This window comes from Betaproteobacteria bacterium (assembly GCA_009377585.1).
Classification (GTDB): domain Bacteria; phylum Pseudomonadota; class Gammaproteobacteria; order Burkholderiales; family WYBJ01; genus WYBJ01.
Genome location: WHTS01000084.1, coordinates 14,260 through 27,911, shown reverse-complemented (window position 1 = coordinate 27,911; position 13,652 = coordinate 14,260). Strand labels below are relative to the sequence as shown.

At 66.4% G+C, this 13,652-nt stretch carries 8 protein-coding genes; 5 read left to right on the top strand and 3 right to left on the bottom strand.

Features of this window, described 5'->3' with window-relative positions:
- Positions 1-5,754: excinuclease ABC subunit A (uvrA, locus tag GEV05_21785; GenBank protein ID MPZ45968.1), on the bottom strand; the 5,754-nt coding region annotated here is incomplete at its 3' end.
- Positions 5,755-5,967: 213 nt separating this feature from the next.
- On the opposite strand from uvrA, the gene GEV05_21780 reads away from it, so the two are divergent.
- Positions 5,968-6,912, top strand: a complete 945-nt coding sequence (locus GEV05_21780; GenBank protein MPZ45967.1) for a hypothetical protein — start codon at positions 5,968-5,970, stop codon at positions 6,910-6,912.
- Here the strand turns inward: GEV05_21780 and GEV05_21775 are convergent.
- Positions 6,899-7,879, bottom strand: a complete 981-nt coding sequence (locus GEV05_21775) for a tripartite tricarboxylate transporter substrate binding protein (protein MPZ45966.1) — start codon at positions 7,877-7,879, stop codon at positions 6,899-6,901. The genes GEV05_21780 and GEV05_21775 overlap by 14 nt on opposite strands.
- Positions 7,880-8,001: 122 nt before the next feature.
- Here GEV05_21775 and GEV05_21770 point away from each other — a divergent pair, with 122 nt between their 5' ends.
- Together GEV05_21770 and GEV05_21765 are read left to right on the top strand one after the other, a co-directional pair.
- Positions 8,002-8,760, top strand: a complete 759-nt coding sequence (locus GEV05_21770) for a class II aldolase/adducin family protein (GenBank protein MPZ45965.1) — start codon at positions 8,002-8,004, stop codon at positions 8,758-8,760.
- A gap of 9 nt (positions 8,761-8,769) precedes the next feature.
- Entirely contained in the window at positions 8,770-9,693 is a 924-nt protein-coding gene (locus GEV05_21765; GenBank protein MPZ45964.1) for a 3-phosphoglycerate dehydrogenase, read from the top strand.
- 334 nt (positions 9,694-10,027) lie between these two features.
- Here the strand turns inward: GEV05_21765 and GEV05_21760 are convergent, their stop codons facing one another.
- Positions 10,028-11,743 (bottom strand): CocE/NonD family hydrolase, encoded by a 1,716-nt coding sequence (locus tag GEV05_21760; GenBank protein MPZ45963.1) that lies wholly within the window; start codon positions 11,741-11,743, stop codon positions 10,028-10,030.
- A 138-nt stretch (positions 11,744-11,881) separates the two neighbouring features.
- Here GEV05_21760 and GEV05_21755 point away from each other — a divergent pair, with 138 nt between their 5' ends.
- On the top strand, positions 11,882-12,727 hold the full coding sequence (locus GEV05_21755) for an alpha/beta fold hydrolase (GenBank protein ID MPZ45962.1): 846 nt from the start codon (positions 11,882-11,884) through the stop codon (positions 12,725-12,727).
- Positions 12,728-12,755: 28 nt separating this feature from the next.
- Positions 12,756-13,652: tripartite tricarboxylate transporter substrate binding protein (locus GEV05_21750; protein ID MPZ45961.1), on the top strand; the 897-nt coding region annotated here is incomplete at its 3' end.

The window sequence follows — 13,652 nt, the reverse complement described above, 5'->3', positions numbered from 1 at the left end:
CGGGCTCGCGCGCCGGCCGGTGCGGTTGCCGTTGCCGCTCTTCGCCAGTTCGGTCACGAGCTTGATGCGCTGCGCTTCTCCGCCTGAAAGGGTGGGGCTCTGCTGGCCGAGCGTCAGGTAGCCCAGCCCAACGTCCTGCAGCAGGCGCAGGCACGCATGGATGCTGCGGTGCGCGGCGAAGAAGTCGACCGCTTCGTCGACGTTCATCGCCAGCACCTCGCCGATCGACTTGCCCTTGAACGGCACGGCCAGTGTTTCGCGGTCGAAGCGCGCGCCGCCGCATACGTCGCACAGTACCTTCACGTCGGGCAGGAAGCTCATCCCGATGCGCTTGATGCCCTGGCCCTCGCAGCCGCTGCACCGTCCGCTCGCGGTGTTGAACGAGAACCGGCTCGGCTCGTAACCGCGCATGCGCGCTTCGGTGGTGTCGGCAAACAGGCGCCGGATCGCGTCCCAGAATCCGACATACGTGGCGGGGCAGGAGCGCGGCGTCTTGCCGATCGGCGCCTGGTCGACTTCGAGCACGCGCTCGATCGGCTCCCAGCCCCGGATCGCCGCGCAGCCGTACAGCGGCGCGTCGCTCATCTTGCGGTTGCGGCGTTCGCTCACCAGGCGGGCGAGATTGTCGCGCAGCACGTCGCGGGCGAGGCTGCTCTTGCCGCTGCCGGAAACGCCGGTAACTACCGTGAGGCGCCGCAACGGAATGCGCGCTCGCACGCGCTGCAGGTTGTGCAGGTGAGCGCCGTCGATCTCGATCGACTCGGTGCGTCCGTTCACCGGCCGGCGCGGGGCGAGCGGGTGGCGCAACGGGTCGGCGAGCAGGCGCCCCGTCACCGACGCGGGCGATGCGATCAGCGTCTCGGCCGACCCGGTCGCAACCACGTGCCCGCCGCGGCTGCCCGCGCCCGGACCGAGATCGATGACGTGGTCGGCGCGCCGGATCGTATCCTCGTCGTGCTCGACCACCACCAGCGTGTTGCCCTTGGCTTCGAGCTTGCCGAGGGTATCGAGCAGGATGCGGTTGTCGCGCGGGTGCAGGCCGATGGTGGGCTCGTCCAGGATGTAGCACACGCCGCGCAGGTTCGAGCCCAGTTGCGCCGCGAGCCTGATGCGCTGCGCTTCTCCGCCGGAGAGCGTCGGCGCCGAACGGTCGAGCGCCAGGTACTCGAGCCCCACGTCGCCGAGGAACCTCAGGCGCGAGCGCAGCTCCGCCACGCAGTCGCGCGCGATCTCGGCTTCGCGTCCGGCAAGCTCCATCGAGTCGAACATCGCACCAGCCTTACCGACCGGCATCGCGGTCAGCTCCGCGAGCGTGCGCCCGCGGTAGCGTACGGCCAGCGCTTCCGGGTTGAGTCGCTGCCCCTTGCAGGCGGGGCAGGGCTCGTCCGGCTGCTCGTACCATTCGTTCCACCAGACCTCTTCGCCGCTCTGCTCTTCGTCGAAGCCGCTCAGGGCGAGCCCCGTGCCGAAGCAGGTGGCGCACCAGCCGTGCTTGGAGTTGAACGAGAACAGCCGCGGATCGAGCTCGCGGAAGCTGCGTTCGCAGCTCGGGCACGCGCGCTTGGTCGAGTAGACCTCGGTTCGCATGACCGCAAGCGAGGCATCGTTCTTCGCCATCGCATCCGCCAGCGCATCCAGGGGCGCGAGGACGTGCACGATACCCTTGCCGTATTCGAGCGCATGCGCGAGCCCGGCGCGCAAGGCCGATTCGTCGTCGGCGCGCACCGGCACGTCGGCCACCGGCAGCTCGATCGTGTGCTCGCGGAACCGGTCCAGGCGCGGCCACTTCGCCGTCGGAAGAAAATCGCCGTCGACGCGCAGGTGGCTGAAGCCCTTGCCCGCGGCCCACTTCGCCAGGTCGGTGTAGTAGCCTTTGCGCGCCACCACCAGCGGAGCGAGCAGGCCGATGCGCTGGCCGCGGTAGACGCGCAGGAGGCTTGCCGCGATCGAATCCGCGCTCTGCGGCTCGATTGCCACGTTGCAGGCCGGACAGTATTGCGTGCCGAGCTTCATGTAGAGCACGCGCAGGAAGTGATACACCTCGGTCAGCGTGGCCACGGTGCTCTTGCGCCCGCCGCGGCTCGTGCGCTGCTCGATCGCCACCGTGGGCGGAATGCCGAAGATCGCATCGACATCGGGACGCGCAGCCGGCTGCACGAACTGGCGCGCGTAGGCGTTGAGCGATTCGAGATACCGGCGTTGCCCTTCGGCGAAGAGAACGTCGAACGCAAGCGTGCTCTTGCCGCTGCCCGAAACGCCGGTCACGACCGTGAAGCGGTTGCGCGGGATGCTCACATCGATGTTTTGCAGGTTGTGCTCGCGCGCGTTGTGGATCTGAATGGCTTCCCGCAGAAAAGGGACCAGGCTCGACTTGTCTCTTTGTGGAATAGGGGCCAGGCTCGGTTGATCTGTTTCGGGCGCACAAGCGGCCAGCGTCGATGGATCGGTTTCCTGGCTGGGCAAGGGAAACAGCATCGAGTCGCCGGAGCGAGGCTCTTCCAACACTCTCGGAGTCTGCATGGGCAGGAGGCCGAGCCCGGCTTCTTTCCCGCGCGTGGGCAGGAAACCGAGCCTGGCCCCTTTTTCGTAGGCGAGGAGCGCGCGGCCGGTATGCGAAGCGTCGAACTGCATGACCTCGGCCGGCGTGCCGCAGCATACGATCCGCCCGCCGTCTTCGCCGCCCTCCGGTCCGAGGTCGATGATCCAGTCGGCGGCGCGAATGACGTCGAGGTTGTGCTCGATCACCACCAGCGAGTGGCCGGCGCCGATCAGCTTGGCGAAAGCGCGCAGCAGCTTCGCGATGTCGTCGAAGTGCAGGCCCGTGGTCGGCTCGTCGAACAGGAACAGCTTGGGCTCCTGGCTGGACGTGCGCGCGGCCTGTGCGAGGTAGCCGGCGAGTTTCAGGCGCTGCGCTTCTCCGCCCGAGAGCGTCGGCACCGGCTGGCCCAGGCGCATGTATTCCAGGCCCACGGCGGCGAGCGGCTGCAGCGCGCGCAGCACGTCGGGTTGGTCGGCGAAGAACAGGATCGCCTGCGCGACCGTCAGGTCGAGCACGCCGGCCATCGATTGCGCGTCGGCACCGAAGCCGGAAAGCGTCACCTCGAGCACCTCGGCACGGAAACGCTTGCCGTCGCAATCGGGACAGCGCAGGTACACGTCGGACAGGAACTGCATCTCGACGTGCTCGAAGCCGTTACCGCCGCAGGTGGGGCAGCGGCCGTTGCCGGAATTGAAGCTGAACGTGCCTTGCGTGTAAGAGCGCTGTTTCGCCAGCGGCGTGGCGGCGAAGAGCTTGCGGATGGCGTCGAACGCGCCGACGTAGCTCGCGGGGTTCGAGCGTGTCGTTCTCCCGATCGGCGTCTGATCGACCAGGATGACTTCGCCGATCGATTCGTGACCGGCGAGACTGCGATGGCGGCCCGGTGTTTCGGTCGGTCTTCCCTTCGCCTTCAGCAGCGCCGCGTAGAGCACGTCCTGCACAAGCGTCGACTTGCCCGATCCCGAAACGCCGGTCACGCATACCAGGCGATTGAGCGGAATGCGCACATCGATGTCGCGCAGGTTGTGCTCGGCTGCGCCGCTCAGCTCGATGGCCGGCGTGGCCGCATCCACCGGCCGGCGGCGCTCGCCGGTCGCGACCGACTTGCGCCCGCACAGGTAATCGGCGGTCAGCGACTGCGCGGCACGGCCGATTTCGGCCGGGACGCCGAACGAAACCACCTCGCCGCCGCGCTCGCCCGGTCCCGGTCCCATGTCGAGCAGGAGATCGGCTTCGCGCATGATCTGCGGGTCATGCTCGACCACGACCAGCGTGTTGCCGGCATCGCGCAGACGATGCATCACCTCGATCACGCGGCCCATGTCGCGCGGATGCAAGCCGATCGAGGGCTCGTCCAGGACGAACAGCGTGTTGACGAGCGAGGTGCCGAGCGCGGTGGTCAGGTTGATGCGCTGGACCTCGCCGCCCGAGAGCGTGCGCGATTGGCGGTCGAGGCTCAGATAACCCAGGCCCACCTGGCACAGATAGTCGAGGCGTGTGCGGATCTCGGTCAGCAGCAGGTCGGTCGCCTGGTCCAGCGGCGCCGGCAGCGTTACCTGCGCGAAGAATTCGCGGCAACGCGAAATCGGCATCAGCATCAGGTCGTGCAGATTGAGGCCGGGAAGCGATTCGAACCTTTCACGATCGAAACCGACACCCGTGGGCATGAAACGCTCGGCAGGCGGAAGAATCCGCGCATCGGCGTCGGTCCCCAGGCGCCAGGCGAGCGCGTCGGTCTTGAGTCGCGCACCGTCGCACGCCGTGCACGGGGTGTATGCGCGATAGCGCGAGAGCAGCACGCGGATGTGCATCTTGTACGCCTTGGTCTCGAGCCAGGCGAAAAAGCGTCGCACCCCGTACCAGGTGCCGGGCCAGGACTTGCGCCAGTTCACCCATTCGGGCTCGCCCTCGAGCACCCACGTGCGCTCTCGCGGCGAGAGCTCGCGAAACGGCACGTCGAGCGGGATGCCGCGCTTGCGAGCGTAATTCACGAGATCGTCCTGGCACTCCTTGAAGCTCGGGCTTTGCCAGGGCCGGATCGCGCCTGCGCGCAACGTCTTCGATTCGTCGGGCACGATCAGGCCGAAATCGATGCCGATGGTGCGGCCGAAGCCGCGGCAGGTATCGCACGCGCCGACCGGTGAATTGAAGGAGAACCGGCTCGGCACCGGATCGGCATAGTGGATGTCGCAGTCGGCGCAGTGCAGGTCGGACGAGAAGCGCCAAACAATTTCCCCTTCTGAATCAGGAGAGGCGGGAGGCGACGGTGTCGCGGACGGGGTGGTCTCGGAACCACACCACCCCGGCGCTTCGCGCCTCCCCTCCTCATGAGAGGAGGGGAGGTTCGGTAGCTCCCCGCCTTGCCCAGGTGTGGCGGGACGCGACTCGGTCGCGGACGGGGTCAGTTCCCCTCCTCCCCGAGGAGGGGCGGGACGCGACAGTGTCGCGGACGGGGTGGTCTGTGTTCCGCTGGCGGGACAATCGACATGCACGTTCACGCGTCCCTGCCCGATACGCAGCGCCGCCTCCAGCCCCTCGATCACGCGCGCACGCTCGGCGTTCGACAGCCGCAGCCGGTCCTGCACGACTTCGAGCACGCCGTTGCCCTCGCCGTGAATGCGCGTGTAGCCCTGGCTTTCGAGCAGCTTCAGCACCTCGTCGCGCGAGAAGTTTTCCGGGACGCGAACGGGGAACGTGACGATCAGGCGCGGATCGCCGGACTGCCCAGTTCGCTCTACGAGCGCCGCGTAGATCGATTCGGCCGTGTCGCGCCGCACGATGCCGCCGCAGTTGCGGCAGTACAGGCAGGCGGCGCGCGCGAACAAGAGCTTCAGATGGTCGTTGAGCTCGGTCATCGTACCGACCGTGGAGCGCGAGGTGCGCACCGGGTTGGTCTGATCGATGGCGATGGCCGGCGGAATGCCCTCGATGCGATCGACCTGCGGCTTGTCCATGCGGTCGAGGAACTGGCGCGCATAGGGCGAGAACGTCTCGACGTAGCGCCGCTGCCCCTCGGCGTAGAGCGTATCGAACACCAGCGACGACTTGCCGGACCCCGAAACGCCCGTGACGACGATCAGCTGGTTGAGCGGCAGCTCGAGCGAGAGATTCTTGAGATTGTTCTGGCGCGCACCGTGAACAACGATGGCGCCGGCGTCTTTGGCGGTCGGCACGGAAGCGGGACTCGGAGCCTTCTGGGTATTGCCGCGGCGCAGGCGTACGCGCGGCGCAAATCGATCTCGTCTATTCTAGCCGATGCGCCAAAAGCTCATCCGCCTTGCGGGTGCTTGGGTGCTGCGGCGGCGCTCGCTCATTATTGCGCCGGGCAGAGCCCACGCCGGGTGCCCTCTCGCCAGCGCTCGGGCTGTGCGCGAAACGGCGCTATGATTGACCCGCGAAGACTGCCACGAGCGAATGAAGCGAGCCTGATGCGCGCCGAGCCCTCCGAGATCGTCATACGCGGCGGCGACTACGAGCACGCCTTGGCGATCGCCGGGTCCCATGGCGGCGTGCTGTTCGGCTACGAAGTCATGCGCATTCACGACATCTTCGCGCGCATGATCGCTTCGCGGCCGTTCGAGGTGTGCGAATTCTCGCTCGCCAACTACATTACCTTGCGGTCCACGGGGCACGATTGGCTCACGGCCATCCCGGTCTTTCCCTACCGCGCGTTTCGCCATTCGCTCGCTGTCACGCAATGCGAGAGCGCGCTCACGAGCTTGGGCCAGTTGGCGGGCAAGCGGATCGGCGTCGAAGACTACTCGATGACCGCCGCCGTCTGGTTCCGCGCCCTGCTACACGAGGAGTACGAAGTCGACCACCGCTCGATCACGTGGGTGACTGGGCCGAAGCAGCGCTTTCCGTTTCCAGCCGGCGCCACGGTCGAGACGAGCGAAGCGGACCTGGAGCAGCTTCTGTGCGAGCGGGCGATCGACGCGGTGCTGGCAATCTCGCCGCGAGACGCGCGCTTGCCGCCTGCGCAACGGCGGCTGAGACCTGTTTTGCCCGATGCGCAAGCCGAAGAGCAGGCGTATTACGAGCGTACCGGCCTGTATCCGATTCATCACTGCGTTGCGATCCGAAACGACGTTATCGAGCGCAAGCCGGAGCTGGTCGACATCGTCTACAACGCCTATGAAGCCGCCAAGGCGCGCGCGTATCAGCGCAAGCTCGGAACGACGCTGGTGCCGTGGGGCGGCGCGCACTGGGTCCGGACCTTCGAGCACTTCGGCGGCGATCCGCTGCCTTATGGCTGGACGAGCGCGAACCGCGTGGTGGTCGATCGTCTCGGCTGCCACCTGCACGAACAAGGCTTCATCGCGGCGGTTCCGGACGTGGACCGTCTGTTCGCGCGCCCCACTACTGCCGCTTGATTCCCGCGCTTGAAATCACCTTCGCCCAGCGCGCGATCTCGCTCGTGATAAACGCCGCGAACTCGGCCGGCGTGCTTGCCACCGGCTCGTAGCCCAGGTCTCGCAGGCGCTCCCGCACGTCGGCGAGGCCCAGCGCCTTGATCGTTTCGTCCGCCACGCGCTGCACGATCGGCCTCGGCGTCGCAACCGGAAACACGAAGCCCTGCCAGGTGCTCGCTTCGTACGATGCAAGTCCCGTGGCTTCCATGACAGTCGGCACTTCGGGTATCGCGCTGGAGCGCTTGGTGGTCGTGACCGCGAGCGCGCGCACTTTTCCGGCCTTGATCTGTGGCACGGCCGACGGCAGGCTCGACACCATCACGGGCACCCGCCCGGCCATCAGGTCGATCAAAGCCGGCCCTCCGCCCTTGTAGGGCACGTGCACGAGCTCGATGCCGGCGAGAACATTGAGCAGTTCGCCCGCCAGATGTTGCGACGAGGCGAGACCGGAGGAAGAAAAGCTGATCTCCTTTGGCTTGCCCTTCGCGATCTGGATCAGCGCTTTCAGATCGTGCGCGGGAAAGGACGGATGCACGAGCCACACGTTGGGCGAGCGCGCGAGCCGCGTGACCGGCGCGAAGTCCTTGATCGGATCGTAGCCGACGCGTGCGTACAGACTGGTGCTGGTGACAAGGTTCGGGCCGGTGAGGAGCAAGCTGTAACCGTCCGGCGTCGCATGCGCCACCAGCTCCGCGCCGATGTTGCCGGTAGCGCCCGGCCGGTTGTCGGCAACGAGCTGTCGCCCCAGCTGCTGGGTGAGCTTGTGCGCGACCAGGCGTCCGATGGTATCCGACGCCCCGCCGGGGGATTGCGGAATGACGAGACGGATGGGGCGCTGGGGATAGGCCGGTTCGGAGCCGAACGCATTCGAGACATTGCAGACAGTGAGCGCAACTGCAACTCGAAGCCAAATCGCGATTCGCTGCATCGTTGCGCCTCCAATATTGTTCGTGCCAGCACTGCCTGCTCAGTATAGTCGGGCGATAGGCACCCGCAAAGACGAGTGTTACCATCTTCGCACTACGTGTTTCACCCGGCACTGAAGAGCGTATGGATACGACGCCTCGTTATCTGGTCAACGAATATGCACCCGATCCGGCGGTCACGCTCGATCGCAAGATCGCCGAGCAATACGTGCGCTATGCGCACCGCCTCGCCGCGCGCGGCTACGTGCAGAGCACGCTCGGCGGCATGGTGATTCGTGTACCGCATCCCGATTATGCGGACGGTCTCGCGTATGCGAAGCCGGCGGGCGTCTCGCTCGAGGAAATGTCGCTCGACGATCTCGTCATCACCGACATCCCGTATGGGCGCGTGTTGCACGGCAACGCCGCCACGAGCGTCGGACACCAGATGAACCGCGAGATTCTGCGCCTGCGTGCGGATGTCAACTGCGTCATACATCTGCATCATGACGAGACCATCGCGCTGCTCGCGGCCGGCTGCGAGGAGATCCGCAGCTTCTCGCTCACGTTCTCTTACCTCATGCAGAAGCCGCTCGCCTATCTGCCCGCGCACCTGAACGTGGAGGAAGACGTCGCCCCGATCAAGACCTTCATTCAGGACACGAACTGCATCGTGATGAAGCGCCACGGCATCACCGTGCTCGGCCGCGATGTGTCCGAGTGCTATCACCGCGTCAACGTGTACACCTCGGAAGTGAAACGGCAGCTGATCGTCGAGCTCCTGTGCGCCGCAAAAGGCACCAAGCCCGAGTACATCGGCAAGGAAGAGATGGCCTGGATGTTCGGTCAGGGCGACGCCGTGGTCTACCCGAAACTGATACGCGGCCGCGACAAGCCCGAATAGGAGCGCTCGATGAGCTCACGTGCCGTATTCGTCGACGCGAATCCGACGCTGGCGGCGATCGCCGAGCGGCTGCATCGCGCCGACGACCTTCCGCTTACGATCAACCGCAACCCGGAGATCAAGCCCGACGAGCTGCCCGGGCTGCTCGCGGGCGCCGCGATCGCGATCGTCGACCATACCTGTCTGCCGACCGAGATCGCGCGCCGGTGCGCCGGTCTGCAGCACGTGGTGTTTCTCGGCACCGGGCCGCGCAGCTACATGGATCCGGACGAGCTCGCTCGAATCGGCATCAGCGTGCACATCATCAAGGGTTATGGCGACACCGCGGTGGCGGAGTGCGCGTTCGCATTGATGTGGGCTGCCGCCAAGGGCTTCGCGCGCATGGACCGCGAGATGCGCGCGGGCAACTGGCTGCGCACCGATGGCGTGCAGCTCACCGGACGGACGTTGGGCTTGATCGGTTTCGGCTCCATCGCCGCGGAAGTGGCGCGCCTCGCGCTGGGCGTGGGCATGAAGGTGCTCGCCTGGAACCGCACGCCGAGAACGCACGCAGGCGTGGAATTCGTGGCGCTCGAACGATTGCTCGCCGACAGCCACGTCGTCTCGCTGCACCTGCTGCTCAACGACGAGACGAAAGGCTTCCTCACGCGCAGCCGCATCGAAGCGATGCGCCGGGGCGCGATCCTGGTGAACACCGCCCGCGGCGCGCTCGTCGACGAGGACGCGATGATCGAGGCGCTGCGCTCCGCCCACCTCGCGCACGCCGGCCTCGACGTTTTCGCCGTCGAACCGTTGCCCGCCGGGCACGTGCTGACTACGTTGCCGAACGTGACGCTGTCGGCGCACTCCGCTTTCCGGACGCCGGAAGCGAGCAACAATCTGATCGAGGCGGCTCTGGCGCATTGCCGCCGCATCGTGAAGACGGGCCGTTAGCGCCGCGGGTCTCGGCCTGCAGGCGAAGCCAATGGAAGCAGCATTCTATTGATCGTTCCGTATTGGACGACAGTCCAATACGGACGCGACGCTCCCCTCTCCCCCCGGGAGAGGGGTTGGGGGTGAGGGACGAGCGTGACATGAAATAGGGAACGCTCGATAGTGTCCTGAGTCAGAAGTTCGTCACCCCCGCGAACGCGGGGGTCCAGGCGGAGTCTCTTTCTGGATTCCCGATTGCGCGGGAATGACGAACTACGACGAATTTACGCTTCACCACACAAGTGCGCCTACAGCATGACATCGCCGAGCTCGTTTCGTCCGAGTCGGGACGATGCTACGCGGCTTGCGCCGGAATCACCGGCAAGAGCACGTAAGCCGCCTGTTGCGGGCTGAAATGCAGTCGCACCCTGCCACCGAAAATCTCCGCCGACCGATCGTCGGGATCGTCGTGCAGGAACGGCCCGCAGCCCTCTAGCTCGTTCTTGAAGTTCGACAAGCGCCCGCCAGAGCCGCCGGGATAGATGTAGTCCCTGCCGCGGATCGAAAGTCCGATGCGATAGCCGGCCGGAACGACGATCGAGGTCGGCCAGATCTCGATGTCGAGCTCGACCGGAACGCCGGGCGTGAGCGGCTGAGCTTGGTCGTGCGTGTGGTAGGGCCGATACGGCAGGCTGCGCGCCGGGTCGAGCTTACGATGCGAGGCGCGGAGCCATCCTTGCGCGATCGGCGTATGCGGATCGATCGCGCCCTGGAACACGACTTCCTTCAAGTCCGGGGCGAACACGCGCAGCACGACGAACAGATCGGCGTCCGAAGTCGATGAGGAGACGAACAGCTTGAGCGCCGAGGGGCCGGTGAGCTCGGTTGCCTCGGTCAGTGGCGCGGAGAGAAACGTGACGCCGTCGCCCAGCGCGTCGTACTCGACGAGGCCCGCCGCATCGAGCGCCGACGCAGCGAGCGCATATCCGGCGGGATCGAGATAAAACCTGGTCCAGCGCGTGCGCGCGAGCGGCCACTCGTTCTCCGCGCGCTCGACGAAGCGATCGACATGGCGCACCTGCAGCAGCACGCGCGGCTGCCGGGCCCAGCCGGTGTCCTCGCCCTTGAGAAAGTGGCCGAAGAAGCGTTTCTGCAGCTGCACGCCGTAGTCGGTGTAGAAGTGCGTCCAGTGCTCGATGCCGTGCGCTTCCAGCCACTTTTCGCTCGATGCGGCGTTGACGAAGCCCTCGAAGTTGCCGCGCGGGTGCAGGCCCTGTCCGCCCCAGTTCGCCGCCGAAAGCAGCGGCACGGTGATGCGCTCCCACAACGGCGAGCGCGCGCGGTGGTACTCGTCGTCGAGCGGATGCACCGCGATCTCGCCGCCCAGGTCGCAGCGATTGGCGGCGAGCAACTCCTCCGAGAGTAACTCGTCGCCGCACACGAGCTGACCGGTCACGCGGCTTCTGCGGCCGCGCTCACCGCAACCGTATTGCACGGTCTTCACCTGCATATCGAACCAGTTGCGCCAGAAGGTCGAGAGAATGCCGCCGTGGTGCGTCATGTCGCGGTACCAGTCGGCGGCGCCCTCCCAGACGCACATCGCGGCGAGATGCGGCGGCTGCAAGGAAGCGACCTGCCATTGGTTGATGCCGTAGTAGGAGATGCCGTTCAAGCCGACTTTGCCGTTGCTCCACGGCTGCGTGCCCGCCCATTCGATGCAGCGGTAGAAGTCGCGCGTCTCGCGCGGCGAGAACGGATCGATGCGTCCGGGCGAGCGGCCCGCGCCGCGCGAGTCGACCCGCACGCAGGCATAGCCGTCGGGCACCCATTTCTCCGGATCGACCACTTCCCAGCTTTGATGTCGGTTCGACGATCCGGCTGCCACGTCGGGATGCTGCGCGACCATGCGCTGCCAAGCACTGGGGTAGCCGTCCTCGAAATGCAGGCCCTTGGCGTAGGGACCGTAGCTCAGGATGACGGGGAAACGGCCTTCGGCCGCGGGCCGGAAGACGTCCGCGCGCAGCACCAGGGCGTCGTCCATGGCGATCGGGACATCCCAGTCGATGTGCATGCCGTCGCGGATTTCGCTGTAGCGGGTGTTCATGGGTCTCCTCGCAGCCGAGCGCCGCTCGATGGTATACCAAGCCTGGAAACCCGGCCGGAAAGCAAGCACAATTGAAACATTGTCATAGCGAGGGAGGCGCACGACATGCCTTATGTCGAGTCGGACGGCGCGCGGCTCTATTACGAGGAAGCGGGCCGTGGAACACCGATCGTGTTCGTGCACGAATTCTCCGGCGATCTGTGGAGCTGGGAGAAGCAGCTGCAACACTTCAGCCGCCGCTACCACTGCATCGCTTTCAACGCGCGCGGCTATCCGCCTTCCGAGGTGCCGAAGGCGCTGTCGGCCTACTCGCATCGCCACGCGATCGACGACATCGCCGCGGTCATGCGAGCGGCCGGCGTTCGAAAGGCGCACATCATGGGCTGCTCGATGGGCTCGCGCTCGACCCTCGATTTCGGCCTGGACTATCCGCGCATGGCGCTGTCGCTCACCATGATCGGCATCGGCAGCGGCGCCGACCCGCGCAATCGCGCGGCATTCGCGCGCTCGGTCGAAGCCCGCGCCCGCGAATACGAGCAGGACGGCCTGGCGGCGGTGCTGAAGAAGTTGCGCAACGCCGCCAACCGCGTCCAGCTACGGCACAAGAACCCGCGCGCGTTCGACGATTTCTGCCGCCGCTACATGCAGCACTCGGCGCAGGGTTGCGCCAACATCACGCGCCGCGTGCAGGGGCGGCGTCCCTCGCTCTTCAGCATGGAGCGGGCGCTGCGCGGGCTCAAGGTGCCGGCCCACGTGGTAGTGGGCGACGAGGATCCGGTCGCGATCGAATCGGGACTCTTCATGAAGCGTGTGTCGCCGGCGGTGCGCCTGACGGTAGTGCCCGCAACGGGTCACCTTGTGAACCTCGAGGAACCGGACCTGTTGCATCGGATCACCGAAGACTTTTACGCGTTGGTGGAATCGCGGCAGTGGCGGGCGCGCGCGACGTGATTATCGAGCGTTCACGCTCGTCCCTCACTTGCTGTGTGCGCTCGGTGCGGCGAGCGCACTGGCGCAAACCTATCCCGTGCGCCCGATGCGCATCATCGTGCCGTATCCGCCCGGGGCATCGACCGACTACACGGCGCGCCTGATCGGCCAGCGGCTCACCGACGCGTTCGGTCAATCGGTCGTGGTCGACAATCGCGGTGGCGGAGGCGGCATCATCGCGGCCAGCCTCGCGTCGCAGGCGGCGCCCGATGGCTATACGCTTTACTTCGGCACGCCCGCATCGCTCTGCATCTCGCCCGCCTTGCAGCGCAAGGTGCCCTACGACACGTACCGTGACTTCGCGCCGGTCAGCCGGCTCGTGCTCAACCCGCAAATCCTGGTCGCCGTCGCCGGATTCCAGGCCAGTTCGGTTGCCGAGCTCGTGCAGCTCGCGCGCTCGCGGCCCGGTGAGCTGAGCTATGCCTCGGCCGGGATCGGCAGTCCGCAGCATCTCGGCATGGAACTGTTGAAATCCCGCGCGGGCGTCGATCTCGTGCACGTGCCGTACAAGGGCGGCGGGCCGGCAATGAACGACCTGCTGGGCGGGCGGGTGCAGGTTTACCTCGGCAGCATCCCCGGGATTCTTCCGCTCATCAAGGCTGGCAAGCTGAAAGTACTCGGTATCGCTGCCTCCGAGCGCTCGAAGCTTCTCCCGGATGTCCCGACCATCGCCGAGGCGGTCCCGGGCTATGAATACATAGGCACCTGGTATGGCATCTTCACGCAGTCCCAGGTGCCGCGCGCGATCGTGCAGCGGCTCAACGATGCCATCAATGCGGCACTGCGCTCTCAAGAGGTGAGCAAGCCGCTGCTCTCGCAAGGCTCGAATCCGCAGCCACTGTCGGTCGAGGAGTTCACGCAGTTCGTCCGCAGCGACTGCCCGAGC